Annotated in this window: 23 protein-coding genes; 19 read left to right on the plus strand and 4 right to left on the minus strand. The window is 47.1% G+C overall.

The window, feature by feature from the left end; genetic code table 11:
* Positions 1 to 11: 11 nt before the first annotated feature.
* Positions 12 to 1,667 (plus strand): galactose/methyl galactoside ABC transporter permease MglC, encoded by a 1,656-nt coding sequence (locus HMPREF1647_RS00130; RefSeq protein ID WP_035430948.1) that lies wholly within the window; start codon positions 12 to 14, stop codon positions 1,665 to 1,667.
* A 704-nt stretch (positions 1,668 to 2,371) separates the two neighbouring features.
* On the opposite strand, the gene HMPREF1647_RS00135 is transcribed toward HMPREF1647_RS00130, so the two are convergent.
* From HMPREF1647_RS00135 to HMPREF1647_RS00145, 3 genes are read right to left on the minus strand one after another with little or no spacing between them, the layout of a single operon-like run.
* The gene (locus tag HMPREF1647_RS00135) at positions 2,372 to 4,009 is read right to left on the minus strand and encodes a UDP-glucose--hexose-1-phosphate uridylyltransferase (protein WP_035430950.1); all 1,638 of its coding nucleotides are present in this window, start codon (positions 4,007 to 4,009) and stop codon (positions 2,372 to 2,374) included.
* A complete protein-coding gene (locus HMPREF1647_RS00140) occupies positions 4,000 to 5,211 on the minus strand; it encodes a galactokinase (protein ID WP_035430953.1) in 1,212 nt (403 codons plus the stop codon). Before HMPREF1647_RS00140 ends, HMPREF1647_RS00135 begins: the two co-directional genes overlap by 10 nt.
* A gap of 40 nt (positions 5,212 to 5,251) precedes the next feature.
* Complete coding sequence (locus HMPREF1647_RS00145) at positions 5,252 to 6,310, minus strand: aldose epimerase family protein (protein WP_035430956.1); 1,059 nt, start codon at positions 6,308 to 6,310, stop codon at positions 5,252 to 5,254.
* A 311-nt stretch (positions 6,311 to 6,621) separates the two neighbouring features.
* Here HMPREF1647_RS00145 and HMPREF1647_RS00150 point away from each other — a divergent pair, with 311 nt between their 5' ends.
* The 15 genes from HMPREF1647_RS00150 (at position 6,622) to holA (ending at position 21,115) form a co-directional block, all read left to right on the plus strand.
* Complete coding sequence (locus HMPREF1647_RS00150) at positions 6,622 to 7,605, plus strand: LacI family DNA-binding transcriptional regulator (RefSeq protein ID WP_052039069.1); 984 nt, start codon at positions 6,622 to 6,624, stop codon at positions 7,603 to 7,605.
* Between the two features lie 76 nt (positions 7,606 to 7,681).
* A complete protein-coding gene (locus HMPREF1647_RS00155; protein WP_396415968.1) occupies positions 7,682 to 8,785 on the plus strand; it encodes an ATP-binding cassette domain-containing protein in 1,104 nt (367 codons plus the stop codon).
* A 153-nt stretch (positions 8,786 to 8,938) separates the two neighbouring features.
* Positions 8,939 to 9,514: a bifunctional pyr operon transcriptional regulator/uracil phosphoribosyltransferase PyrR gene (gene pyrR, locus HMPREF1647_RS00160; protein WP_035430960.1), complete on the plus strand. Its 576-nt coding sequence runs from the start codon at positions 8,939 to 8,941 to the stop codon at positions 9,512 to 9,514.
* Positions 9,514 to 10,449 carry an aspartate carbamoyltransferase catalytic subunit gene (locus tag HMPREF1647_RS00165; RefSeq protein ID WP_035427676.1) on the plus strand — a complete coding sequence of 312 codons (936 nt, stop codon included), beginning with the start codon at positions 9,514 to 9,516 and terminating at the stop codon, positions 10,447 to 10,449. Before pyrR ends, HMPREF1647_RS00165 begins: the two co-directional genes overlap by 1 nt.
* Entirely contained in the window at positions 10,433 to 11,740 is a 1,308-nt protein-coding gene (locus HMPREF1647_RS00170) for a dihydroorotase (protein ID WP_035430963.1), read from the plus strand. Before HMPREF1647_RS00165 ends, HMPREF1647_RS00170 begins: the two co-directional genes overlap by 17 nt.
* Positions 11,740 to 12,534 carry a dihydroorotate dehydrogenase electron transfer subunit gene (locus HMPREF1647_RS00175; protein WP_035427674.1) on the plus strand — a complete coding sequence of 265 codons (795 nt, stop codon included), beginning with the start codon at positions 11,740 to 11,742 and terminating at the stop codon, positions 12,532 to 12,534. Before HMPREF1647_RS00170 ends, HMPREF1647_RS00175 begins: the two co-directional genes overlap by 1 nt.
* On the plus strand, positions 12,528 to 13,454 hold the full coding sequence (locus tag HMPREF1647_RS00180) for a dihydroorotate dehydrogenase (RefSeq protein WP_035430967.1): 927 nt from the start codon (positions 12,528 to 12,530) through the stop codon (positions 13,452 to 13,454). Before HMPREF1647_RS00175 ends, HMPREF1647_RS00180 begins: the two co-directional genes overlap by 7 nt.
* Positions 13,448 to 14,179 carry an orotidine-5'-phosphate decarboxylase gene (gene pyrF, locus HMPREF1647_RS00185; RefSeq protein WP_035430969.1) on the plus strand — a complete coding sequence of 244 codons (732 nt, stop codon included), beginning with the start codon at positions 13,448 to 13,450 and terminating at the stop codon, positions 14,177 to 14,179. The genes HMPREF1647_RS00180 and pyrF overlap by 7 nt, the downstream gene beginning before the upstream one ends.
* 163 nt (positions 14,180 to 14,342) lie before the next feature.
* Complete coding sequence (gene mihF / locus HMPREF1647_RS00190; protein ID WP_012808895.1) at positions 14,343 to 14,651, plus strand: integration host factor, actinobacterial type; 309 nt, start codon at positions 14,343 to 14,345, stop codon at positions 14,649 to 14,651.
* Positions 14,651 to 15,229, plus strand: a complete 579-nt coding sequence (gene gmk, locus HMPREF1647_RS00195) for a guanylate kinase (RefSeq protein ID WP_035430971.1) — start codon at positions 14,651 to 14,653, stop codon at positions 15,227 to 15,229. Before mihF ends, gmk begins: the two co-directional genes overlap by 1 nt.
* A complete protein-coding gene (locus HMPREF1647_RS00200) occupies positions 15,229 to 15,513 on the plus strand; it encodes a DNA-directed RNA polymerase subunit omega (RefSeq protein WP_035430972.1) in 285 nt (94 codons plus the stop codon). Before gmk ends, HMPREF1647_RS00200 begins: the two co-directional genes overlap by 1 nt.
* Positions 15,514 to 15,518: 5 nt before the next feature.
* A complete protein-coding gene (thiI, locus tag HMPREF1647_RS00205; protein WP_035430974.1) occupies positions 15,519 to 16,763 on the plus strand; it encodes a tRNA uracil 4-sulfurtransferase ThiI in 1,245 nt (414 codons plus the stop codon).
* Positions 16,764 to 17,027: 264 nt separating this feature from the next.
* Positions 17,028 to 17,780: a ComEA family DNA-binding protein gene (locus HMPREF1647_RS06760; protein ID WP_052039066.1), complete on the plus strand. Its 753-nt coding sequence runs from the start codon at positions 17,028 to 17,030 to the stop codon at positions 17,778 to 17,780.
* Positions 17,773 to 20,160 (plus strand): ComEC/Rec2 family competence protein, encoded by a 2,388-nt coding sequence (locus tag HMPREF1647_RS00215; protein ID WP_156095529.1) that lies wholly within the window; start codon positions 17,773 to 17,775, stop codon positions 20,158 to 20,160. The genes HMPREF1647_RS06760 and HMPREF1647_RS00215 overlap by 8 nt, the downstream gene beginning before the upstream one ends.
* Positions 20,144 to 21,115, plus strand: coding sequence for a DNA polymerase III subunit delta (holA, locus tag HMPREF1647_RS00220; RefSeq protein WP_035430978.1), 972 nt, complete (start codon positions 20,144 to 20,146; stop codon positions 21,113 to 21,115). The genes HMPREF1647_RS00215 and holA overlap by 17 nt, the downstream gene beginning before the upstream one ends.
* A gap of 73 nt (positions 21,116 to 21,188) precedes the next feature.
* Here holA and rpsT read toward each other — a convergent pair whose 3' ends face one another.
* Positions 21,189 to 21,452 (minus strand): 30S ribosomal protein S20, encoded by a 264-nt coding sequence (gene rpsT, locus HMPREF1647_RS00225; protein ID WP_012808888.1) that lies wholly within the window; start codon positions 21,450 to 21,452, stop codon positions 21,189 to 21,191.
* A gap of 108 nt (positions 21,453 to 21,560) precedes the next feature.
* On the opposite strand from rpsT, the gene lepA reads away from it, so the two are divergent.
* Genes lepA through hemW form a run of 3 tightly spaced genes read left to right on the plus strand, consistent with a single transcriptional unit; the run spans position 21,561 to position 25,730 of the window.
* On the plus strand, positions 21,561 to 23,372 hold the full coding sequence (gene lepA / locus HMPREF1647_RS00230) for a translation elongation factor 4 (RefSeq protein ID WP_035430980.1): 1,812 nt from the start codon (positions 21,561 to 21,563) through the stop codon (positions 23,370 to 23,372).
* A gap of 9 nt (positions 23,373 to 23,381) precedes the next feature.
* Positions 23,382 to 24,473 carry a tRNA dihydrouridine synthase DusB gene (gene dusB / locus HMPREF1647_RS00235; protein WP_035430982.1) on the plus strand — a complete coding sequence of 364 codons (1,092 nt, stop codon included), beginning with the start codon at positions 23,382 to 23,384 and terminating at the stop codon, positions 24,471 to 24,473.
* A gap of 9 nt (positions 24,474 to 24,482) precedes the next feature.
* On the plus strand, positions 24,483 to 25,730 hold the full coding sequence (hemW, locus tag HMPREF1647_RS00240; protein WP_035430984.1) for a radical SAM family heme chaperone HemW: 1,248 nt from the start codon (positions 24,483 to 24,485) through the stop codon (positions 25,728 to 25,730).
* Position 25,731: the final 1 nt, after the last annotated feature.

The following is a 25,731-nucleotide window of genomic DNA, read 5'->3' on the forward strand; positions in this document are numbered from 1 at the left end:
GGATGATACAAATGCCAAAAACAGGTGGATCTGTTCTGACGGCCGAGCAGGAAAAAGAGCTGCTAAAGCCTATTGATCAGAAGATTGGTTCCATTCAGGCTCAGATTGATGAGCTTCGCGCAAATGGTACCAACAAAGTAATTTCAACACTGAGCGCAATTGAGTCTGCAAAGCGCGATAAGTCTATCTCTGCCGAAGAGCGCAACACGCTTATCGAGGGCTACAAGGCTGAACTGGAGCTTGCAAAGAAGGTTGAGTCCGAGAATAGCGCTCAGGTCTCCAAGCTTATTGCAGAGGCCGAGGCTTATCTTAAGGAGCACTACAAGAACGAGTACCTGGAGCCTGTAAAGGCTAGCTGTGCTCTTGAGAAGGAGCAGGCTAAGCAGAACTACGCTGCTGCTCTTGAGCGCCTCAAGAAGGAGCATGAAGAGGCTGTCAGCAAGACTTCTGACGCTCAAGAAATCAAAGACGAGAAGTACGTCTATAAGAACCGTCAGTTTGATGCAAAGGTCAACTATCAGAAAGACCTTCAGCGCATCAAAGACCGTGCTCATAATGCGTTTAGTCATGAGTATCACCTCATCGACCTTCTCAGGATGTCTAAGTTCACTCCACTGGAGTCTCAGGCTCAGAAGTGGGAGAACTACAAGTACACCTTCAACACCCGTTCATTCTTGCTTCAGAACGGCCTGTACATTGTTATTCTCCTGGTGTTTATTGCCCTTTGTATCATTACCCCAGCAGTCAAGGGCACTCAGCTTTTGACATACTCCAACGTCATCAACATTCTTCAGCAGGCATCGCCTCGAATGTTCCTGGCTCTTGGTGTAGCTGGATTGATTCTGCTTACCGGTACTGACCTTTCCATTGGTCGTATGGTTGGTATGGGCATGACCGCTTCAACCATCATCATGCACCAGGGCATCAATACTGGTCAGGTCTTTGGTATCACGTTTGACCTCACTGGTATTCCAATTCCTGTCAGAATCATCATGGCTTTGGTTACCTGTATTGTTCTCTGCACCTGCTTTACCAGTATCGCTGGCTTCTTTACTGCTAAGTTTAAGATGCACCCATTCATCTCGACCATGGCTAACATGCTGATTATCTTTGGTATTGTTACCTATGCAACAAAGGGTGTTTCTTTTGGTGCTATCGAGCCATCTATTCCAGACATGGTCATTCCACGAATTGGTAAATTCCCATCAATTATTTTGTGGGCAATCGCAGCTATTGCTATTGTTTGGTTCATCTGGAACAAGACCACCTTTGGTAAGAATCTCTATGCTGTAGGTGGAAACCCCGAGGCAGCAGCTGTTTCCGGTATCTCTGTCTTTAGAGTTATGGTTGGCGCTTTTGTTATGGCTGGTATCCTTTACGGATTTGGTTCATGGCTCGAGTGCATGCGTATGGTCGGCTCTGGTTCCGCAGCTTACGGCCAGGGTTGGGACATGGACGCAATCGCAGCCTGCGTTGTTGGTGGCGTCTCGTTCACCGGTGGTATTGGTAAGATCTCCGGTGTTACCGTGGGTGTTCTTATCTTCACCGCACTGACTTACGCACTGACCATTCTTGGTATTGATACCAACCTGCAGTTTGTTTTCTCGGGCGTCATTATTCTGACCGCTGTCACCCTTGACTGCTTGAAGTACGTCCAGAAGAAGTAGCTGGCACTCCCGCGCCGCGCACAGCAAGTGCGGAAACGCAGCGCAAGTGCGGAAAGCATGCTATTACGTGCAAGTTTCGAGGCGTCTACTTACGTAGACGCCTCTTTTTTGGCGAAAGACAACGCTTGCACGTTAAGGAAAAGTGGCTTTACGGGGAAATTACAAAGCAGCTGGTAAAACACTGTATCAATTTAGACATATGTCCTTTTAGAATTTTCGCAACACACCTATGGCGGATAATCTGCAATTTTTGTCCCTGAGAGCACACCTATGGCTGATATTCTGCAGTTTCAGAGAGAAATAACACACCAATGTCAAAAAATATGTTAACTATCGACAGATTATCCGACTTTACTGTGGTCGGGCTTCTCGATACATGCAGATTATCCGACATAGATGTGGTCGGGCTTCTCGATACATGTAGATAATCTGACGTAGGTGTGGTCGGGCATTGAGTAGAGCCATCTGCGACAGATTATCCGACATAGGTGTGTTAGAAGGGTCAAATCAGACCCCACATCCAACAGAATATCTGACTTTGCTGTGCTTGAGCGTTCTTTAACTGTCGTGGGCTGACGATTTGGCGGTAAAAAAACAAGAGAGCCGATTTTCTCGGCCCTCTTGCTGGGTGATTTTTGCGGTTGCGAGATACGTTATTGCTCGTGGAGCACCGTGAGCTGCGCCGAACCTGCGGGCGGCAGCAGCTACAGAGACTCGAGGAAGCGATGCTGTGCGGCTCGTCCTTCTTCGTCCCATTTGAATACGCCGGCGTCCTCTAAAACGTGCGAGAAGACAATGCCAACTTCGTCGTAAATGTACTTCTTGAGCTGCTCAGACGAGAGGGAAGAGATGTCCTTCTTCGAAGCAGTATCCTTACTAGAATCGTCGCCCTGCTCAAGCAGCTTGGCGTAGATCTGGCGAGCCCAATCGGCATGAGAGATGGTGGTGGAGTCCGTAGTCAGCTGTCCATAGACTGCGTTAGCTTTCTTGTCATTTGCCAGGCACTGCTCCATAACCGACTGAACTTTGTTGAGCTCTGGCACAAGGCGAGGAGGAAGTACAGCAAGGCCCATGACCTCGATGAGGCCGATATTCTCTTTCTTGATGTGGTGATACTCGGCATGAGGATGGAAGATGCCAAGCGGATGCTTTTCGCTGGTAACGTTGCAGCGCAGCGCAAGAAAGACCACGTACGTCTCATCTTCAAGCTTGCGAACAACTGGGGTAACCGTGTTGTGGGGCTCGCCGTCAGTTTCCGCATAAACAGAGACGGATTCGTCGGTATAGCTGCGCCATGCGGTGATGATAAGCTCTGCAGCTTTGAGTGCTTCTTCTCGACTGGTAGAGGAGAGGCGAAGAACGGAGAGTGGCCACTTGAGAATTGCACCCGCCACCTCGGGGAACTGCTTGAGCTCAAACTCTTCTGCAACTTCTGCGCGCATCATAGGGAACTCGTAACGTCCGCCCTGGTAGTGATCGTGCGAGAGGATCGATCCGCCCACAATGGGCAGGTCAGCGTTTGAACCAATGAAGTAGTGGGGAAACCTGTCCACAAAGTCAAAGAGGTTGACCAGCGCCTCGTGATCAATGTGCATAGGAATGTGATCCGAGTTCATGGCAATGCAGTGCTCGTTGAAGTATGCGTACGGACTGTACTGGAATCCCCAACGATGCTGGTTGAGCTCAATGGGGATGATGCGCAGGTTCTGCCTGGCAGGATGAGCGCCTGCACCAGACGAAGCGCCGCGTCCAGAATAACCCTCATTATCAAGGCAGAGCTGGCATGCAGGGTACTTCTCGCCAGAAGTGTTTTGAGCCGTTTTAGCTGCAGCAATCTCGCGAGGATCTTTTTCTGGCTTGGAGAGGTTGATGGTAATCTCAAGGTCTCCCCAGGTAGTTGGCGTAGTCCAGGTAATGTTTCTGGCAATGGCACTTCTTCTGACATAGCCGGCATCGCAGCAGAGCGCGTAGAACCAGTCAGTTGCAGCGCGAGGTCCCTCAGAAGTGTACAGCTCGTTGAAATGGCGTGCGACCTCGGAAGGCTTTGGCAGCAGAAGGCCCATAACACGCATGGCAAAAGAGTCCTCGCCACTCTGGGTGTTCTCGACAAGTCCATGAGAAACAGCTAGACGGGCAAGCTCGGCCAGCGTCTGGTCAAGATCAAACGACGCCAGGTCAATCTTCTCCCAAGGCTTAACAGGAGCGGGTCCCTCGTACGAAAGCATGTCCAACAGCGCGTTATAGCACCAGGTCAGATCCTCAGTTTGAATAAGTCCGCGCTCGCATGCATACGCAACAAGCTGCTGAATGCACAGTGCGCTTTCGTTATCTGCTACAGCCATTGTGCACAAGCTCCCTGGTCAGAGATAGCGTAGTGGCGGCAAGCGCCTTCGCCAAACCACTGGTTCATTTGTGCGATAAAGGTCTCGACAAGGGCGAGAGGGACAAAGCACTGGATAGAGCCGCCAAAACCGCCGCCGTGAATGCGAACGGCGCCAGAACCTTTTAAGATGCTCTCGGCCAAGCCAAGGGCAAGCATAGCCGGCTGATATGAGCCAGAAGTGGAAACGTTCTGCAGGTACATGCCAGAACTTGCACCAGAAGCGTTGGTAAGTGCAATAAAGGACTCAATATCAGAGTTCTGAAGATCTGCCCAGCGTTTGTCTACCAGGTCATTCTCGTACCAGTAGTGAATAGCACGGAGAAGAGCGCGGTCTCCAAGATCTTCTCGCAGTTCATTGACGCGAGCTTGGAAGTCTTCAACGGGAACCTCAGAGAGGCGAGTCTTGCCAAAGGCTGCGGCAACTTTCTGCATTTCAACAGGTACAGCAGCATACTCATCGGTGAAGGCAACGTGATCGCAACCAACGTCAACAAGGCAGAGTGCATAGCCGTAATCCTCAAAGTTGAGGTCCAACTTTTCTGCCTTGGGCTCTGCGGGATCTTCAAAGTTCATGAAAGCAAGGCCGCCAAGGCAAACAGCGAGCTGATCCATAAGACCGCACGGCTTACCAAAGTAAACGTTTTCTGTGTTCTGGCTCATTTGGGCAAGTTTAACAGCAGAAATCTTGCTGCCACCTTCCCAGAGAGCTTCCATTGCACGGCCGGCTGCAGCCTCAAACGCAGCAGAGGAGGAAAGTCCACCGCCACCAGGAACATTGCTAACTACAGCCATGTCAAAGCCGGATGGCTCAAAACCAAGTTTGACCAGGTTTGCTGCCATACCACGAACAATAGCCTTAGTGCTCAGATACTCAGCTTCGGTGGGCTCAAGATTTGTGTAGTCAACCTCAAAAGGATCATATCCCACACTGGCTACACGAATAACGCCCAGGTTGTTAGGGGCGCAAATGGTATCAATAGCAACGTCTAGGGCACCAGCGATGACATGACCGCCCTCGTGATCTGTGTGGTTTCCTGCAATCTCGGAGCGACCAGGCGCATGTACCGCAAGATAGCGGTCAGCTTTTCCAAACATTTGCTCAAAGTGCTCTTTTGCGCGATTGAGCTGAGCTGTGGTTTTCTCGTCAAACGTGTGAGCCATGGTGTTCCTTTCCCTTTATTGCTGTGAAGCTACAGGTACCTTAAAAGAATCGATAAACAATTTGCGAGCTGTAAGGCTGCTCAGGCGTGCAGATAGGCTGAGGCCACTCTGCATGGTGAGCACAATCTGGATAAAACTCGCTCTCAAATGCAAAACCAGCGTGAGGCTTGTAAATAGCGCCGTCTTTTGCGCGAGCCTCATCAATCCAGTTGCCGGTATACAGATGGGCGCCAGGAGCGGTAATTTGAATTTCTAGTGAGCGTCCGCTTTCTGATGTGGCGAGAAGAGCGGGGCGTAGCTGGCCATTTTCATAGTTATTAATGGCAAAGCAGTGATCATAACCGCGAGCAATTTTGAGCTGCTCATTATCTGCGTCAAGATCTTTGCCAATAGTCTTAGGTGTGCGGAAATCAAAAGGAGTTCCTGCGACAGAATCTATGGTTCCTGCAGAAACTGAGTCATCTCGTAGAGGCAGATATGAATCTGCCTGGATTGTAAGCTGGTGACCAAGAACATCACCAGAATCATGACCGTTGAGGTTAAAGTAGACATGGTTGGTCATGTTTACAAAAGTTGCAGCATCAGTTGTGCAGGTATACGTAAGATTTAGCGTTGACTGTGAGGCTTCTTCAACAAGCGTATAGGCCGCGGTAATATGACGGTTTCCTGGCAGTCCATATTCTCCATCTACCAGGTCAATGCTAAAGGTTACCGTATTACGCGCTTCATCGATTTCTGCCTGCCAAATGCGCTTATGGATACCAGCAACAAGATCAGTGTGCAGGTTATTTTGATTGTCTGGACCGTTGTTTTTAGGAAGGTGATAGACAACTCCATTTAATGGGATTTCTGCTTTATCTACTCGATTTGCAGAAGGTCCAATGGAAGCGCCAAAACAAGCTGGGTTATCTAAATACAAGTCAAACAAGCCATAGCCAAGAACGACATCTGCTTGCGTGCCATAGATATCTGGTACTGAAATACCAAGAATGGTTGCACCAAAATTACTCAATTTAACTGCTGAATGAGCGCCGCGAATAGTATAGGTAAGCGCAGCAGGGGAGTTAACAAAACTATCAAAAGGTCGAACATCAATCATCGGATACCTCCGAGATACCACTCATAATACATTACCCCTACTATGTTAACGTACTCATAACGAACTAACAGGAAATTATTAAGTTTTCAGTCAGTGGTATTTTTGCGGGGGCAAACGGTTAGAGCGCAGGTCAAAAGTCCTTCTCGCCGAACGGTTCTTTTTTTACCGTGAGCGTTTAATTTGCTGATAAATATGCAATTTTATCGCGTTATGTCAATCTGCCTGTTAGTATGAGTACGTAAACAAGCAGATAATCGGAGGAATTCGTGACTCGCTCGCATAGTTCTAGCCCAAATAAGCGCTCTGTTTCAATGGCTGATGTTGCACAGGTTGCTGGTGTTTCTCAGCAGACCGTTTCTCGTGTTGCTAATGGCGCTCAGAACGTCAGTAAGGCCACGCGAGAAAAAGTCCAGGCTGCAATGGAGTCTATGGGCTTTAGGCCAAGCTTTGCGGGTAGGTCGTTGAGGTCTGGCTCGTATCAATCGGTGGGACTTTGCTTGTACGACATTCGCGAGTTTGGTAACTTAGCCACGCTTGATGGCATTGTTTCTGCAGCTCGTGAACACGAATATGCAATTACGATGATTGAGAAAGGCTCCGACGACGGCTTGTGCCTGCAGGATATTTCTCATCGTATGTCCAATCTTCCCGTTGACGGCATGATTATCAGCATGAGCCTTATGGCATCAGACTTTGAATCATTTGTGCCGCAGCCAGGCCTTGGAACAGTGCTTCTTACCATGCACGAGCACCCTTACTGCACAACCGTTGACTCAGATCAGTACGGCTGCTCAAAGCTTGTCATTGATCACCTCTATGAGCTTGGTCATCGCAAGATCCGTTTTGTAGCAGGCCCTTCATACTCTATTGACTCGCAATTTCGCGAGAAGGGCTGGCGAGATGCCATGTCTGAATATGGGCTAGAAACTGTTGAGCCTTTAGCTGGCGATTGGACCGCCAATAGTGGCTATGAAATTGGTAAAAAACTGCGAGAAGACCGTGATTTTACTGCAGTGTATGCAGCAAATGACCAGATGGCGCTAGGTATCATTGCGGCATTTGAAGAAGTGGGACTGAGCGTACCGGAAGACGTGAGCGTTGTTGGTGTTGACGACTCTCTTGAAGACTATCTACCAAACTTCTCGCTGACAACCGTTCGCTTTAACCTGCTGGAGCGTGGCCGCGTAGCCCTTGAGCATGCAATTCGTGCATCTGAGGCGGGGTATGAGCCTGAAGCAATTAGAATTGCTCCAAAGCTTATTGTTCGTACCACCACAGCGGCACCACAGAAGTAGAGAAGTCTCTTAAAAAGTCGGGTTTCTCGTCATAATCAGCTATACTGTTCAGGCAATAGTTGATTAGAGGAGTTGTATGTCTGAGTCACCAAATAAAGAGTTAGGCTGGTCAGTTCAGGTTTCCTTGGATACGCACGAGATTCGTGCAGGAGAGACTGTAACTGCTACTCCTAAGATTATTGGTGCAGACCCTGAGGGCTTTAAATTTCACTATGTGTGGAGTTTGAACGACCGTTGGGATGAGGGTTTTTGGGATACCACAGAGCATCAATTTGGTGATTCAATTCCTAATACGTCGTGGACATATACCTTCCCAGAGCCTGGTCGCTATCATCTCTACATTGATGCATTTGACACACACAACAACCCTCAGACAGTTACTGCCTGGGTAGTTGTTGCTGGCGATGACGATTTTATGCGTCCACCGCTTCCAGCTGAGGATGCAGAAACCGTTGTTGCAGTAAACGGTGTTTCAGAGATCTTTAACATTGCCTCTGAGCAGTTCAACTCTTTGAAAGAGTACTTTATTGCCTTTGCACGCGGCGAGGTTGCTTTTAAGGAGTTCAAGGCTCTTGATGACATCTCGTTTGAAGTCAAGCGTGGCGAGGCTTTTGGCCTGGTAGGCACCAACGGTTCTGGTAAGTCTACCATGCTCAAAATCATTGCGGGCGTACTTGAGCCTTCTAAGGGAACTTGTGAGGTCAAGGGTACTATTGCGCCTCTTATTGAGCTTGGTGCTGGCTTTGACATGGAACTGACTGCTAAAGAGAACATCTACCTCAATGGCGCTCTTCTTGGTTACAAGAAGGAGTTTATTGACTCGCACTTTGACCAGATTGTAGAGTTTGCTGAGCTTGAGGGCTTTATGGACATGCCGCTCAAGAACTACTCCTCTGGTATGGTGGCACGTATTGCCTTTGCAATTGCAACCGTTACAGAGCCTGACCTGCTCATTGTTGATGAGACACTCTCGGTAGGAGACTTCCTCTTCCAGCAAAAGTGCGAGAACCGCATCAAAGAGCTGGTTGCTTCTAATAATGTTACGGTTCTTCTGGTTTCTCACTCCATTGACCTGGTCCAGCGCATTTGTGACCGTGCCATTTGGATTGAGAAGGGTAAGCAGCGTATGCTTGGTCCTGTAGATGAAGTTTGTGAAGCTTACGAGCACCTCAAGAGATAATTAAAATTCCTAACCAAAAGTTAGGTTCTGTACGAGTACAATATCTGTGTCTTTAAATGTGGTACGAGATACCCGTAAGGCTCATAGTCATAGTTTTGCCTTTTGGATACCTTGTGCCTGGTCAGGTGAGGTATCTTTTTTATTGGAGGCGCTATGGCTCAAGAAAGTTCGCACTCTCTCATTGTGGACGAGCAGTCCCTTGACCGCATGCTTACACGAATTGCTCACGAAATTGTCGAGAATAACGATTCAATTGAAAACGTTGCTCTCGTAGGCATTATTCGCCGTGGAGAAGTTTTGGCTTCTCGCCTTGCGGAAAAGATTTTGGGCTTTACCGGATGTAAGCCAAAAGTTGGCTCGCTTGATATCAGCTTTTATCGCGATGATTTTAGAAGAAATACTGCACCGGTTCTCCACGCAACTAATATCGATTTTGATATTACAGGCACAAGCGTTGTGCTGGTAGACGATGTTCTTCAGACAGGAAGAACTATCAGAGCAGCACTCGATGCCCTCATTGACTATGGCCGTCCTGAGCGCGTTCAGCTAGCAGTTGTTGTTGACCGTGGTCATCGCGAGCTTCCTATTAGACCTGACTATGTGGGAAAAAATGTTCCTTCATCAAAGAGCCAGGTAGTCAGCTTAAATGTTAAAGAAATTGATGGTCAGGACTGCGTCTTGCTGTACGAAGCTGACTATTCTGACCCCTTTATTGAGGGAGGAAACTAATGCTTTCAGTTAAACATTTGATTGATACAAACAGCCTGACGCGTGACGATATCCAGCAGATTCTTGATACAGCTCAGTCGTTTGAAGCTGTAAATAACAGGGACATTAAAAAGGTGCCGGCACTTCGTGGGCGCACCATTGTTAACCTGTTCTTAGAGCCTTCTACCAGGACTCGCTCTTCATTTGAGCTTGCCGAGAAACGCCTCTCGGCTGACGCTTTAAATATGGGAGGATCTACTTCATCTGTGGTTAAGGGAGAGTCTCTGGCAGATACCATTCAGACTATCGACGCTATGAACGTTGATATGTTTATCTGCCGTGCAAGACTTGCAGGTACACCGCAGAAGATTACTGAGCACACTGATGCCGTTGTCATCAACGCTGGTGACGGCAAGCATCAGCACCCCACTCAGGCCATGCTTGACCTTTATACCATTCGCAAGAACTTTGGACACCTTGATGGCCTTAAAGTTGCCATTGTTGGCGACCTTTCTCACAGTCGCGTTGTTGGTTCTTTGGTGCCAGCACTCAAGACTATGGGCGCAGAGGTTGTTCTAGTTGGACCTCCAACATTCCACGTAGACGATCCAAGCTGGTTTGGCTGCTATCAGACCTCACACTTTGATGAGGTCATTGGTGATGTTGACGTCGTGTACATGCTCCGCGTGCAGCTGGAGCGTATGGAAGGAGCTCCTATTCCTTCTCGCCGTGAGTACAACAGGCTTTGGGGCCTTGACGAGCGCCGCAGTAAGCTAATGAAGCCTGAGGCAATCATCTGCCACCCAGGTCCCATGAACCGTGGCATGGAAATTAACAGCGAGGTGGCCGATTGTGCTCGTTCTCGCATTCTTGACCAGGTCAATGCAGGCGTTTTGACGCGCATGGCCGCAATGTATTTGCTTCTGGGAGGAGACTCTGATGGCATTTCTGCTTAAGGGCGCGCGTGTTGTAGACCCGCAGCTTAATCTTGACGCGGTAATGGACGTTCGTATTGACGGAGAAACCATTGCTGAAGTCGCAGCTACGGTTAAGCCTCAAGAGGGTGATACCGTTATTGATGCAAGGGGTAAGGTACTGACCCCTGGCCTTGTTGATATGCATGTTCACTTTAGAGATCCTGGCTTTGAGTACAAAGAGACCATTGAGACGGGCTCTAGAGCTGCAGTTCATGGTGGCTTTACTGATGTTGCTACTATGCCAAACACCAATCCTGTTACCGATAACGGGCCTGCTGTTCGTTTTCAGATTGACCGCGGCAATGAGGTTGGTCTCATTCATGTCCGTCCTATGGGTGCTTTGACCAAGGGTTCTAAGGGCCAGGAGCTTGCTGAGATTGGCAACATGGTTGATGAGGGAGCATCCGCGTTCTCTGACGACGGCCACGGCGTTCAAAGCGCTGGTATGATGCGCACCGTTATGGAGTATGTCTCCCAGTTTGACCGCGTTGTTGCTGCTCACTGTGAGATTGAGTCCATCAGTGCTGGTGGTGTTGTTAACGAAGGTCGCGCAAGCACGCGCCTTGGTATGTTTGGCTGGCCAGCACTTGGTGAGGAGCTGGAAATTTCCAGAGATATTGATCTGTGCCGCCTTACCGGTTGCCCTCTACACATTTGCCACATTTCAACGGGCAGGGGAGCAGAGCTGGTACGTGCAGCTAAGAAGGAAGGCTTGCCTGTTACCGCAGAGGTTTGTCCTCACCATCTCTTCTTGTCTGAAGATGACATCACTGATACGTATAACACCAACCTTAAGATGAATCCACCGCTCAGAACTGCTGAGGATGCGCTTGCTCTTCAGGCAGCGGTTGCAGACGGGACAGTTGATTGTATTGTTACTGACCATGCGCCTCATGCAGCTCACGAGAAGGACTGTGAGTGGGAAATCTCTTACTTTGGCTGCATTGGCCTTGAGACCTCGCTGCCTTTGATGGTCACTAATATGGTGCGTACCAATAAGCTTTCTTACACTGGTCTTGTTCGCGCAATGGCCGTTAATCCTCGTCGTATTCTGCGTCTTGAGCCTGTTAAGATTGCTGCAGGTTACAAGGCTGACCTGACCCTTTTTGACCCAGAAAAGAAGGTTCAGATTACGACAGAGTATTTTGAGAGCAAGTCCAAGAACTCCGCCTTCATTGGCGCTGAGCTCTATGGTGTTGCAACAGATGTGTTTGTTGATGGTAAGCGAGTTCTTGCCAATGAAGTAGTTGTTCCTGGAGGGGAAAAGTAATGCCACTACGTGGAAATGTACAGGTATTTGACTTTACGGTTTTGAGTAATACCCAGGTTGCCCAGAATCTGTATAGAGCCCAGCTCAAGGTACCAGGTCTTTGTAAGTCTCTAGCGCCTGGTCAGTTTGTAAACGTTAATGTTCCAGGCGATAAGCGCCACATTCTTCGCATCCCACTGTCCTTCTCGCTAGCTGATAAAGCAACCGATACGCTCGAGCTTATCTACGCAACGGTAGGCGAGGGTACACGCAGGCTTTCTCAGATGAAGCCTGGTGACGCTAGTGACATGACTGCTCCTTGCGGCCGCCCCTGGCGCCTTAACGCCTCTAGCAAGAGAAGCGTCCTGGTAGCAGGAGGTGTGGGTATCACACCAATTATCGCTGCAGCGCGCAAGCTTACAGAGCTGGGTGTTGAGTTTGACGCGGTCATTGGCGCACAAACTGCCGAGAAACTCTTTGGAGAAGAAGATCTTCTCGCCTTGGGCGCACAGAACGTGTACGTCACAACGGATGACGGTTCTAAGGGTACTAAGGGCTTTGTAACAGCAGCTTTGGAGGAACCTCTAAGTCAAGGTGTTTGGGACGCTGTGTATACCTGCGGTCCAGAGCCTATGATGAGAAGCGTGGCCAAGCTTGCAATTGCCAACAACGTTGCTTGCCAGGTTTCTATGGAGCGTATGATGAGCTGCGCCTTTGGCGCATGCAACACCTGCAATGTCCCACTTGCTAAGGGCGGCTATGCGTCTGCTTGCATGGTTGGACCTGTTTTTGAGGCAAAGGAGATCGCATGGTAGATCAGGTAAAAATGGCCGTTAATCTGGGCGGTATCCAGATGAAAAACCCTATCAACACTGCTGCGGGTACCTTTGGCTACGGTTGGCAGTTTGAGGGTTTCTACGACGTTTCTCTGCTTGGCGCCATCACTATGAAGGGTGTTGCTCGCGTTCCTTGGGAAGGAAACCCAGCTCCTCGTATGTGCGAGCTCAACGGCGGCATGATGAACAGCGTTGGCCTTGCCAATCCTGGAGTGGACGATTTTATCGCCCACACTGATGACTACATGAAAGATCTTGAGGGTCGTGGCACACGCGTTATCATGCAGATGGCAGCACACTCCGTGCAGGAGATGATTGACGTTGTCGAGCGCCTTGAAGAGCTTAATCCACACATCTCAGCTATTGAGCTTAACGTGAGTTGTCCAAATCTTGAGAAGGGCGGTAAGCCCCTCGGTGGTACTCCAGACCAGGCTACAGAGATTATGAAGGCAGTTCGTCCTCTGACAAAGCTGCCCATTCTGGTTAAGATGGCCCCCGTCAACGTTGCCGAGATTGGTAAGGCTTTTGAGGCTGAAGGCGCTGATGGTCTAACGCTCATCAACTCTATTCCAGGCATGTCAATTAACGTCCACACCAGAAAGAGTAGGCTCTCTAAGCCAACTGGCGGTCTGAGTGGTCCTCTTTGTCATAACGCTGCTGTTCGCATGGTTTGGGAGTGTGCTCAGGCGGTCTCCATTCCTATCTGCGGCGTTGGTGGCGTAGAAACGGGCGAGGATGCTGCGGAGTTTATCTTAGCGGGTGCTACGGCTGTCTCGGTTGGTTCTGCAAACCTTTACGACCCAATGTGTGCTCCACGTATTCTGAACGAGCTTACTGACTGGGCAAAGTCTCAGGGAGTATCTGACATCCACGAGCTGATTGGAGCTGTTGAATGCTAACAGACGAGCAGGCACGCGACGCCGTTATTGTTGCGCTTGATTGCACAAGAGAAAGAGCTCTGGAGCTCACCGATCTTCTCGCCGGCCATGCACGCTGGGTTAAGGTTGGCATGACGCTTTTTTATCGCTACGGACCCTCGATGGTAGATGAGATGCACGCTCGCGGTTTCAAGGTGTTTCTTGACCTTAAGGTGCACGACATTCCATTCCAGGTCAAAGGCGCTGTCCACTCTGCATCGCTTTCTGGTGCAGACATCTTATCTATCCATGGCCTGGGAACCGCTCAGATGATCTCTGCTGGTCGCGAGGGTGCAGAAGAGGCTGCAGCAGAGCGTGGCGTTGATGAGTCTGGCCGCACCAAACTGGTGGCTATCTCTGTGCTTACCAGCATGGATGAGGATGCGCTTCACTCCATTGGCGTAGACGGATCTATTAAGGATGAAGTTGCTCGTTTGGCGTCTCTTTCTTATTACGCTGGTGCCGATGGAATTGTCTGCTCGCCTCAGGAAGCACAGGAGATGAGAGAGCTTTTGGGACCAAATGCACTCATCGTGACCCCAGGAGTACGTCCAGAAGGTGCCGAGAAGGGCGATCAAGTCAGAATCTCCACACCTTCTGCAGCAATTAAGGCCGGAGCTAGCAAATTGGTAGTTGGTAGGCCAATTACCTGCGCAAACGATCCAGTTGAAGCATTTGAAGCCATCATTTCTGAGCTTAAAAATTAGCAAAAGTTTTTGGAATTATGGTGAACAGGTGGTTTTTGATGCGTAAATATTAAAAAACCCCTTGTAAATAACGTGTTATGTGGCAAACTATTTTGCTGAAGTGCAAAAGGCACATTAAATTGAGTTTCGTATATGACGTACGAAAACGATGTTTGGAGGAACAATGGCTCTACCTACACTTACCGATGAGCAGCGCAAGGCAGCACTTGAGAAGGCAGCTCAGGCTCGTCACGCTCGCGCAGAGCTTCGCGAGAAGGTTAAGACTGGTAAGGTCTCCCTTAAAGAGGTCCTTGATTCTACCGATCCTATTGCTGAGCGTATGAAGGTTTCCGCTCTTATCGAGTCCCTTCCTGGCTATGGCAAGGCAAAGGCAGCAAAGATTATGGACGAGCTCGGAATTTCCGCAACTCGCCGCGTTAAGGGCCTTGGCGCTCGTCAGCGTGAGCAGCTCCTCGAGGCACTGACCAAGTAGTGGCTCGTTCAGCCAAACTTTTTGTAGTATCTGGACCGTCAGGTGTAGGAAAAGGAACGCTTGTCTCTCTGTTGAGGGACAAGCGCCCAAACCTAGGCCTGACGGTTTCGGCTACTACGCGCTCTCCACGACCAGGAGAAGTCGATGGAGTTGCGTATCATTTTCTCTCCGATGAAGAATTTAAAAAGCGCGTTGATGCTGGTGAATTCCTTGAGTGGGCTCATGTTCATGGTCATTGCTATGGCACGCTCAAATCCGAGGTTGATCGCCTGATTTCTGCAGGTCAGTCTGTTGTTCTAGAGATTGACGTTCAGGGTGGACTTATGGTCCACAAACAATACCCCAACGCTATTCTCGTTTTTATTAAGCCACCTTCATTTGAAGAGCTTGAACAGCGCCTTAGAGGTCGTGGTACAGAAGACGAGAAGACCATTTCTACGAGACTTTCTAATGCCTCACGTGAAATGGAGTATGCAAACGACTATACTGTTTGCATTGTGAACGACAACCTTGAGACTGCTCTCAGCAAGCTCGAGGAAGTTTTTGATGACTATGAATCAGACGGAGGTCAGCTTTAATGTCTGTTATTAAGCCTGAGATTGACAGCCTGCTTCAGAGGACTGAGCAGAATCCATTCTTGCTTTGCTCTCTTGCTTCTAAGCGTGCTTGCGATATTAACAATATGCTTCACGGTCAGCACCTGCGTGTAACCGCTGTTCAGGATTTTGATGACATTACTACTGTTGCAAGTGGTAAAGATTCTGTCTCTATTGCTATGAAAGAGATTAACGACGGTACCCTTGGCTTTGTTAAAGAGTCTTTTGACGAGGCAATTAAGGGCGAGAACACCATCGTTTACTAAGAGTTATGACTGAAAGAGTATGTCTGGTTCACTACCACGAAATTGGTTTAAAGGGTAAGAACCGATCCACTTTTGAAAATCAGTTGGTAACAAATTTGCGACGAGCCCTCCGACACTTTCCAGTGGCGGGGGTTTCTCGCATTTCTGGCTACCTTCTTGTAGAAACCACTGATAAACAAGCAACTGAAGAGCTGCAACATGCCGTGGCTCAGGTTCCTGGTGTTGCTCGCGCTTCTTTGGCGTATCGCTGTGGCTTAGATGAGCAGGAGTTTTGTAACGCCGCCGTGAAGGCGCTGGGGGAGTCCGGTGACTTTACTACGTTCAAAGTGCATGCTCGCCGTTCCTCAACGGTCTATCCAAAGCATTCCATTGAGATTAACCAGCTTGTAGGCGCAGTACTTTGTGAGAACTTCCCTGATAAAAAAGTTCAGATGCATAATCCGGATATGACGGTCTATGTGCATGTTGTTCAGGGTAACGCATATGTTTATGCTGCATCTATTCACGGCGTTGGCGGTCTTCCTGTTGGCACCGCTGGCAAAGTAGTATCGCTTCTTTCAAGCGGTATTGATTCTCCTGTTGCAACATGGATGGTTGGTCGCAGAGGTGCTACGGTTATTCCAGTTCACTTCTCTGGTCGCCCTATGACTTCCGATACCAGCGAATATCTGTGTCAGGATATTATTGAGGCACTTGAGCCTGCTGGTCTTATTGGCAGAATGTATGTTGTGCCTTTTGGCGAGCATCAGCGTGAGATTTCTCTTGCTGTTCCACAGGCTCTTCGTGTCATTATGTATCGTCGCGTGATGTACATCATTGCGCAGAAGATTGCAGAGCTTGAGGGCGCTAAAGCGCTGGTAACTGGCGAGTCACTTGGCCAAGTTGCTTCTCAGACGCTGGATAACATTGCTGCTGTCAACGAGGCAGTTACCATACCTGTTTTGAGGCCTCTGATTGGCTCTGACAAGCAAGAAATCATCCGTCGCGCCCAAGATATCAATACGTTTGATATCTCAACGCAGACGGCTCCTGATTGCTGCACACTGTTTATGCCTCGCAGACCCGAGACTCACGCAAGAATGCGAGAAGTGCTTGAGGCATGGAATTCTTTTGATCATGAAGCCATGATTGATGACCTTATGCAGCATATTGAGTACATTGACTTTAGTCAGTGTCCTTCATATAAGCCACCAAAAACACTTGCCGCTCGTCATAAAGAGCTTGCCCCTGCAGAGTTTATTACTGACTAGAATATTTCTGCAGTTCAAAGGCTTTGATGGCTTTGCATAGATGCATTTTTAGGATCCGTCCTGTAAAAGGGCGGATTTTTTATTTGAGTGGATTGATAATCTTATTTAGGACAATTTTGTTGATTTCAGTTTGCTTTACTCATCTGTAAATTGTTTATAACTGTGTCAGATTACCAGCAGTTTTAGGAAAAGATCACTAGATAAATATTTAAAAGTCGTGTTTCTCGTTAAGCTAATAGTTGAATATAAATCTGAGGTGATTGTATGGCTCAGATTTCAAATAACCGCACTCAAATAATTAATAAATTGATGAGAAGATTTAATCTATCTCAGCAACAACTCATAGCGGTTGCCGCTGTGGTTGTCCTAGCTATTGTGTCGGCAGTTGTATTAATTGGAATAATTTCTGCTGGAACATCAGAGTCTTTTGATAGGTCAAATAATCAAGCGGACTCTACGCAAGGAGTGACTGTTGCAGAAAATCCACAACATACGGAAGAAGATAATGCTACAGATCAGCCAGGAGCTGATCATAAGATTAAAGAAGCTTCTCCTCAAATGATGGTTCATGTTGATGGAGCTGTTAAGTCACCAGGACTTTACGCTCTACAAATGGTAAACCCACGCGTGAATGATGCTATTCAAATAGCAGGAGGTTTAACTGAAGATGCAAACGGTCAAGGGATTAATCTAGCGGCTCCTGTTGAAGATGGTCAAAAAATATATATTCCTAAAAAGGGAGAAGAGCCGCCACCAGAGATTCCACAGCCAGAGCAAAACAAAGCCACAAGCAATAAGCAAACAAATACGAAGAGAGATAAAAAGACAGTTGTAGATATTAATCGAGCAACTGTAGAAGAATTAACCAAGCTTCAAGGTGTGGGAGAAGGGCTAGCTCAGCGAATTGTTGCAGACAGACAAAAGAACGGACCTTTTAAAACAACTGAAGATTTGATGCGTGTTTCTGGAATTGGCCAGAAAAAGTTTGATCAGCTCAAGGACAATATTCGTGTCTAAGGTGATAGAACAACCCACTAGACCTTTTATTCCGTATAGCCTTTGTATCTTGCTATTTGTTTGCGTATGGCTGCAAGTTTTTATCGCAAGAAACGCAACGCTTGATACTATTTTGCTTCAGATTTTAGGAAGCTGCATGGCGGCGGCATTAGGACTTTGGTATGTAAAGTACGCGCATACCAGCCTTATGACTGTTGGAGTGGTATTACTTTCACTTGTAATAATCCTAATCAGATCTTCCTTTATATATGTCAGTCAAATGACATCGGTGGATCTTTTAGAGTCAACCGCTATACATAATTTTGAATTAGTCGTATCAAGAGATTTAGTCTATAAAAATCATACATGGACTGGTCAGGCAAACGTCATGTACCAGGGTAGATGCATTGGATCTGTGGGGCTACATGCCAAGGAACCATTCTTGCGAGAAACGCATCTTTGTTGTGAAGGCAGGTTTACACAATATAAAGATAAGGAGTTTTCAGAAGAACAATTTAAGAGGGGAGTACTTGGTTCAATTCAAATAACCAAGGTGAATTCAAAAACCTATGGAGAGGGAATTATTGGAGAAGTTGCTCAATTTAGAGAAAACTGTATTTCTCAACTCCAACCAGAACAGAGCTTTGGTCGAGCGTTAGTTGCATGTGGTCTTTGTGCCTATAGGCCTAGCTTGTATAGCTTTAACATTCCTAGAATATTTATGCGTTGCGGTCTAATGCATCTCATTGCAATTTCTAGTTGTCACATGGTAATTCTCTCTGCTTTTATTGACGCTTTTCTTAAAAAGCTAACGATAAAACCTCTTTTAAGAGGGGTAGTGAATTTATTTTTACTCAGTAGCTACGCGCTTTTCTGTGGATTACCTGCGTCTGCAATGAGGGCAATACTTCTTGTTGAACAAAAATACGTAATGCAATATGTGGGAAGAAAAAACCATACGCTCTCAGCAGTTTCTATCGTTGCATTATTTATGCTTTGTATAGATCCACAGCTAAGTGTGAATATTGCGTTCACTTTGTCTTTAGCATGTATTTTTGGCATGAATATCTACGGCGGTCTTGCTCAGTACTATGCAAAAATTGCTTTTCACATATCTGGATATGGAATAATACAGAAGATTCTTAGAAAACCGTTTTCTGACGTACGAAACACTATGTGTGCCACAACCGTTGCTCAGCTTTCGTGCCTTCCCATTTCTTGCATGTACTTTGGTCATTTTTCTTTACTTGCTCCTCTTTCAAGTGCGCTGATTACAAGTTTATTTTCTCTTCTGAGCTTATTTGGAATTGGGGCAATAGCTTTATGTTGGTTTAAACCAGCTCAAGATGTTGCTTTCTGCCTTGTGGATTTTCTTGGTCAGTTTATAGAGACTCTTACTTCTTTTTTATCCGAAAGATCTTTTGCAAGCGTGTCGTTAACTGACATGAGTTGGATAGTTTCATTGCTTGTGTTTGCAGCAATGGTGGCTCTTTACGTGTTTTGGCCAAAAGGGAAAAGAGTAGTTTTATCTGGCATTTGTTTGATGATGTTTATGCTTATTTTGGGTTTAAGTATCTACTGGAAGTTTTTCTCGCCAACAAGAATTTGTGTGATGGATATTGGCCAAGGAGATGCCATATTGCTCAGTGACGGCGCGCATTCTCTGCTCGTAGACACGAGTGTGGGAGATGTGGTTAATGACGCTCTAGAGCGACAACACATCTCATATCTTGATGCTATTTTGCTCACACACCTTGATGAAGACCATGCTGGTGGCGTGAGGTATATGGTTGGTTCGGTGAAGGCAGGTCAGGTATTAGTTGGAGAAGGAATAACAAAACAAGAAAAACCTGAGCTTCAGAGAGCTATTCAGAGGATTTCCGGCAGCAACTCCTATGAAGTTTTATATGGTGATGAATTTGATGTCGGCCGCTTTCATATCCGCGTTGTGTGGCCACATAGGGGATACAAAGCTAAAGAAGCTAATAATGCGTCGGTTGAGCTCTATGTGACGTATAACGATGGGCAAAATACCTTAACTACGCTTTTAACGGGAGACGCTGAAAGAGATCAGACAAAAGAGACGGTAACATCGGGTGATGTTGGCGATATTGATTTCTTAAAAGTCGGCCATCATGGAGCGGCAAAGTCACTCTATCCAGAAACTGCTCGCGCGCTAAAACCTGAGGTAGCAGTTGCAAGTGCTGGAAAGAATAATCGTTATGGACATCCTAAACAGGAAGCGGTGGATATCTTAGAGGGTGTTGGCGCAAGGTTTTATTGCACAAAAGATTATGGAGACGTCACCGTATTTCCCGGAGAACATGGACCTAGGGTAAGTGTGCAACATGCTAAAGTAGATACAGATTTAGAGGAGGAAAAAGATGGCGGAGCAGGCTAAGCTACTAGCTGCATATTTGGCTGTTGGCCCTGACGAGATGAAGCGTGCGAGGGCTATAGACAAACTTAAAAGCCGTCTTAACCAGAGTTTTATTACGTTTAATCTTGATGAGATTTCTGTAAGTGCTGAGCTGACTCCAGAATCTGTTCTGTCTTCTGCTCAGACACTTCCTATGGGTGATTCTAGACGAATTGTTGTCATTGATGATGCAGGTAAATTGCCTAAGTCTGTGTCAGAGGCTCTTGTTGGGTATCTAAAGAACCCCAATCCAACTACAACGCTGATGCTTTCTGCAAGTAAACTTGCCAAAACAACAAGGCTCTACAAAGCAGTTGACGCTTTAGGTAAGCTCGCAGTTATTAATTGCGGTGCAATGACCAGAAGTGAATTGCCTAAATATATTGCAGATCTTGGAAGAAAGTATGGGCTACAAATTCCAGCAAATGTGGCCAATGAACTTGTAAGTCGTGTTGGCGATAACACCACCATGCTCGATTCTCAGATTAAATCTCTAGCAGCTCTGTTGGGTCATCCTGGTGCAATTGACGTTCAGTTTGTAGAGACTCATGTTGCACGAGTGGTTGAGGTCAAGCCATGGGATTTTCTCGACAGCTTATCAGCGAGAAATGCTCAAAAGGCTTTGGAGCTTTACAGTCAGATGGATGAATCGGGAGCTATTGGAAATCTGTCACTTATGACTGGACGCGTAAGAGAGCTTATTTGCGCCAGGTCTATGGTTAAGCGAGGTACAGAACGGGAAATTGCTCCAGTTTTGGGCAAGCAGGACTGGCAAGTAAGAAATTATGCACGATGGGCGCGTCAATTTGCAGATGGCGAGCTTGAACATATTCTGGGCCTCTGTGCAGATGCAGAACGTGGTCTTAAGAGTGGAGAAGACAAAACAACCACAATGACCAAGCTTATCTTTGCTCTGTGCGGCGTCGTAAATGTGTAGATTCAAAGAATTCAGGTAAGAAAAAAACGGACTCCAAGGAGTCCGTTTTAAAAAGTTTAAAAGTAGATAAGAGCTACTTAAGGGTGTTAACAAGCTTCTGAACGCCGCTCTTACGCTGAGCAGCCTGATTCTTGTGTACGATGCCCTTAGAAGCAGCCTTGTCAAGAAGGCGGGATGCCTTGTTAGCTGCAACCTGTGCGTCCTCAAGCTGGCCTGCCTCAACAGCAGTGCGAACTGCCTTAATAGCAGTCTTAAGCTCGGAACGGACAGCCTTGTTGCGCTGGCGTGCCTTCTCAGCGGTGAGAATACGCTTCTTCTGAGACTTGATGTTAGCCACGTGCGGTTCCTTTCGGTGTTTACTATGTGAGGCCTCTTCGCTGAGACACGTTTGAGGCAGCTGTTGAAGTATAGCACGAAGGGGGTAGTTTACGCTATTATTTTCCTTATGAATACACAGGATACTTCACATATTCGCAACTTCTCTATTGTTGCGCACATCGATCACGGTAAATCTACCATCAGTGACCGCATTTTGGAGCTTACTCATACCGTTGAAGAACGCGATATGGAGTCACAGCTCTTGGACACTATGGACATTGAGCGTGAGCGTGGAATTACCATTAAATCAAATGCAGTCCGCGTCATGTATGACGCAGATGACGGAGAACGCTATCAGTTCAACCTGATTGACACCCCAGGCCACGTTGACTTTACCTATGAGGTCTCAAGGTCTTTGGCTGCTTGTGAGGGTGCAGTGCTGGTTGTTGATGCAACGCAAGGCGTTGAGGCACAGACTGTCTCAAACGCCATGCTGGCTATGAACGCTAACCTGGATATTGTTCCTGCAATCAATAAGATTGACCTTCCATCTGCTCGACCTGAAGAGGTACGTGCAGAAATTGAAGATGTTCTTGCTATCCCGGCTGATGATGCGGTATGTGTCTCCGGTAAAACAGGTGAGGGTATTCACGAGCTTCTTGAGGCTTTGGTGTATTTGGTTTCTCCTCCAAAGGGAGATCCTACAGCTCCACTTAAGGCGCTTATTCTTGACTCGTATTTTGACCAGTTCAGAGGCGTCGTTGCAACAGTGCGTGTTTTTGATGGTTCAATCAAGGCCGGCGATCAGCTTCTTATGATGCAGGGCTCTATGCCTTTTCTTGTTGAAGAAGTTGGCGCCAAGAGACCTCTTGAGATGGCTGTTGACCAGCTTTCTGTTGGTGAAGTTGGCTATGTGGTCACTGGCCTCAAAGACCCTGAAGCTGTTCGCGTTGGAGACACGCTGACCTATAAGCAAAATCCTTGTGCAGAACCACTACCAGGTTACCGCGAGGCAAAACCAATGGTATTTACCGGTCTTTTCCCCGTAGATAACAAGCAGTACGAGAATCTCCGTGACGCACTTGATAAGTTACACGTTAATGATCCATCTCTTACGTGGTCTCCAGAGACGTCTGTTGCTTTGGGATTTGGCTTCAGAGTAGGCTTTTTGGGTCTTCTCCACATGGAAGTTGTTAAAGAACGCCTTGAGCGTGAGTTTGACCTGGACTTGATTGCTACCAGCCCCTCTGTTGACTATCACGTCTATAAGACCGATGGAACTATGATTGAGATTACCAGTCCTCAAGATCTTCCAGAGGTTACCAAGATTGACCGCATTGATGAGCCGTACCTCAAGGCAAAGATTATTGTGCCTCCTGAGTTTGTTGGTACGGTTATGCAGCTTGTTGTTGATCATCGTGGCGTATCTGAAGACATGGTGTATCTGTCTGATAGGTCCGTCGAGATGATTTTTAGCATTCCTTTGGCCGAGCTTATCTTGGACTTCTTTGACCAGCTTAAGAGTAGAACCAAAGGTTATGCCTCACTTGACTATGAGTTTGATTCGTATCGCACTTCTGACCTGGTTAAGCTTGATATTTTGCTTGCTGGAGACGTTGTTGATGCGCTTTCGTTTATTGTTCACAAAGACAAAGCATATGATCTTGCTCGTGGTCTTTGCGACAGGCTAAAAGGCATCATTCCGCAGCAGCTTTTTGAGGTTCCTATTCAGGGTGCTATTGGCAATAAAATCATTTCTCGCTCTACCGTTCGCGCACGTAGAAAGGACGTCTTGGCTAAATGCTACGGCGGCGATATTTCCAGAAAGCGCAAACTGCTTGAAAAACAAAAAGAGGGTAAGAAGCGCATGAAGCAGATTGGCTCAGTCGAAGTACCACAAGAGGCATTCTTGGCTGTTCTCAAGGTTGACGACGAGTAGAAGGTATTTGTGGAGTCGCTTCAAACAATCATTTCAACCTGCGCGCCTCAAGCAGGTCTTTCTTCACATATTGTTCCTTTTGCGTCAGGAGCTTCACTCAAGGAGCGCCTGTCCGCTAATCCTGTGCTTATGGCACCTATGGCTGGCGTCAGTGATGGTGTGTATCGCACTATGGCTCGAGCTGGCGGAGCAGGTCTTGCGTATTCAGAGATGGTTTCTGTTGCAGGAATTCACTTTGGTGGCGAGAAAACCTGGGAGCTTGTAGAGCCTCTTTCTACAGAGCCTGATATTGCCGTTCAACTTTTTGGTTCAAAACCGGAGCAGTTTAAAGAAGCTGCAGTACAGATTAGTGAGCGCCTAGGAAATAAACTTGCCCTTATTGATATTAATATGGCCTGTCCTGTTCCTAAGGTTGTTAAAAAAGGGGAGGGCTCAGCCCTTCTAGATACTCCAGAACTTGCTGCAAATTTGGTAAAAGCTTGTCTTTCAGAGGTTACTGTACCTGTTACCGTCAAGATTAGACGAGGAAGACGGCAGGATGAGGAAGTGGCGCCTGAATTTGCTCGTGCTATGGAAGCGGCTGGTGCATCTGCCATTGCTGTTCATGGACGTTTTGCTACACAGATGTATCGAGGTCAAGCAGAGTGGGAGACGGTTAATAGGGTTTGCGACGCCGTTTCTATTCCTGTAATAGGTTCTGGTGACATGCTCTCTGCTGAAGATGTAGCTCATGCTCTTAAAGAAACAGGTGTGACTGCTATTATGATTGCTCGTGGAACGTACGGGAATCCTTGGATCTTTAAGAACACTCAAGCTTTACTTGAGGGTAAAACTCCCTTTATTCCAACGCTTGATCAAATGCTTGCATCGTTCATGATGCACGTAAAGTTACTCGATGCTGCCTACATTCATATCGCTCGTGCAAGAAGCCTTTCTAACTGGTACTTTAGAGGTATTCCAAACGCAGCTTATTGGCGTGGCAAGTCAGTGAGATGTGTTACTGCTCAAGATTTTATTGATCTTGCATTAGAAATTAAAGAAACAGTTACACAACTTGAGGGCAAACAAGAAGCATCTGAACACAAGCTGTCTTTAAGCTAGTGATTCATTATGAATTCCTGGCAGTTTAAATATAATCAAGCGGCTGTTTCTGCACTTTACCTGCATATTCCATTTTGCTCGCAAAAATGTTTCTATTGCGATTTTTCTTCTTGGTCTACAAGACAAGATGACAGTCGTATGAAAAATTACGTAAAAACCCTGAAACTCCAGCTAGATGAAGCCGCACAGCTTGGCTTGTTAGCAGTTACAAAAACAGTTTATATGGGCGGTGGAACTCCCAGCTTACTTGGTCAGGGTGCGGTCGATCTGGCGCATCATACCTCATCTATTACACATCCTATTGAATTTAGTATGGAAGCAAATCCAGACTCACTATCTGACGAACTTCTCGCTAGTCTTTCTGCAGGAGGAGTAACGAGAATTTCTTTGGGAGTTCAAAGCTTTAATGATAATGAGCTTAAGGGGCTTGGCAGAATTCATTCAGCTGATCTGGCATACGATAGAGTTTTAGCTGCAAAAGAGAGCGGCTACGAAGTGTCGGTTGATCTCATGTGCGCTATTCCTGAGCAAACAGAGAGTTCTTGGGAGTACACGCTTTCAAGGTTTATCTCGCTTGGGGTAAATCATGTGAGTGTCTATCCACTTACTATTGAAGACGGCACGGCATTAGCTAAGCAAACCCAAGATAAAGACATTTCATGGAATGCTTATGACGTGCAGGCGGATCGAATGCAAACGGCTTCAAAGATGCTTCAAGTAGCGGGATTTGAGCGCTACGAAGTGGCAAGTTATGCTCGCAATCAGAAAAGTTGCAAGCATAATAAGATATACTGGACAGGTGAGTCGTATCTTGGTCTAGGTACCAGTGCTGCAAGTATGTTGACAGCGTATGAGTATGATGCTCTGGCAAAGAAAAACATCTCTTTACCAACGCGACCACAAGACGCTATTCGTGTGCGACTGGTGGTTCTTGATTCTCCAAATAAAATTGCTGAAGGCGTATCGCTTTTCTCGACAGAGTTTGACGTTGAATTTTTGACCTACAGAGAGGCTGTGGCAGAAGATTTGATGCTCCATGCACGCCTCACAGAGCCAATTGCGCCTGCGCTTTTGGGTGAGTCTGAGCAGGTATTTGGTGCGTTAACTTTACAAGAAGTGTTTGATGCCTGTGTACAAGATGAGTTACTAGAATGCGTTGATGCAGCAGATTCTGGGATTAAGGCTTCATATAGGCCTACCAAGAAGGGCTGGCTGCTTGGAAACGAGCTTTATGGCCGTTTTTGGGAGTTAAGATAAT

Source organism: Lancefieldella parvula DNF00906, from assembly GCF_000758945.1.
Classification (GTDB): domain Bacteria; phylum Actinomycetota; class Coriobacteriia; order Coriobacteriales; family Atopobiaceae; genus Lancefieldella; species Lancefieldella parvula_C.

Bases quoted from the DNA above. Each gene is read 5' to 3' on its own strand.
- HMPREF1647_RS00130 (WP_035430948.1), top strand. From the start codon at position 12: ATGCCAAAAACAGGTGGATCTGTTCTGACGGCCGAGCAGGAAAAAGAG.
- HMPREF1647_RS00135 (WP_035430950.1), bottom strand. From the start codon at position 4,009: ATGGCTGTAGCAGATAACGAAAGCGCACTGTGCATTCAGCAGCTTGTT.
- HMPREF1647_RS00140 (WP_035430953.1), bottom strand. From the start codon at position 5,211: ATGGCTCACACGTTTGACGAGAAAACCACAGCTCAGCTCAATCGCGCA.
- HMPREF1647_RS00145 (WP_035430956.1), bottom strand. From the start codon at position 6,310: ATGATTGATGTTCGACCTTTTGATAGTTTTGTTAACTCCCCTGCTGCG.
- HMPREF1647_RS00150 (WP_052039069.1), top strand. From the start codon at position 6,622: ATGGCTGATGTTGCACAGGTTGCTGGTGTTTCTCAGCAGACCGTTTCT.
- HMPREF1647_RS00155 (WP_396415968.1), top strand. From the start codon at position 7,682: ATGTCTGAGTCACCAAATAAAGAGTTAGGCTGGTCAGTTCAGGTTTCC.
- pyrR (WP_035430960.1), top strand. From the start codon at position 8,939: ATGGCTCAAGAAAGTTCGCACTCTCTCATTGTGGACGAGCAGTCCCTT.
- HMPREF1647_RS00165 (WP_035427676.1), top strand. From the start codon at position 9,514: ATGCTTTCAGTTAAACATTTGATTGATACAAACAGCCTGACGCGTGAC.
- HMPREF1647_RS00170 (WP_035430963.1), top strand. From the start codon at position 10,433: ATGGCATTTCTGCTTAAGGGCGCGCGTGTTGTAGACCCGCAGCTTAAT.
- HMPREF1647_RS00175 (WP_035427674.1), top strand. From the start codon at position 11,740: ATGCCACTACGTGGAAATGTACAGGTATTTGACTTTACGGTTTTGAGT.
- HMPREF1647_RS00180 (WP_035430967.1), top strand. From the start codon at position 12,528: ATGGTAGATCAGGTAAAAATGGCCGTTAATCTGGGCGGTATCCAGATG.
- pyrF (WP_035430969.1), top strand. From the start codon at position 13,448: ATGCTAACAGACGAGCAGGCACGCGACGCCGTTATTGTTGCGCTTGAT.
- mihF (WP_012808895.1), top strand. From the start codon at position 14,343: ATGGCTCTACCTACACTTACCGATGAGCAGCGCAAGGCAGCACTTGAG.
- HMPREF1647_RS00200 (WP_035430972.1), top strand. From the start codon at position 15,229: ATGTCTGTTATTAAGCCTGAGATTGACAGCCTGCTTCAGAGGACTGAG.
- thiI (WP_035430974.1), top strand. From the start codon at position 15,519: ATGACTGAAAGAGTATGTCTGGTTCACTACCACGAAATTGGTTTAAAG.
- HMPREF1647_RS06760 (WP_052039066.1), top strand. From the start codon at position 17,028: ATGGCTCAGATTTCAAATAACCGCACTCAAATAATTAATAAATTGATG.
- holA (WP_035430978.1), top strand. From the start codon at position 20,144: ATGGCGGAGCAGGCTAAGCTACTAGCTGCATATTTGGCTGTTGGCCCT.
- lepA (WP_035430980.1), top strand. From the start codon at position 21,561: ATGAATACACAGGATACTTCACATATTCGCAACTTCTCTATTGTTGCG.
- hemW (WP_035430984.1), top strand. From the start codon at position 24,483: ATGAATTCCTGGCAGTTTAAATATAATCAAGCGGCTGTTTCTGCACTT.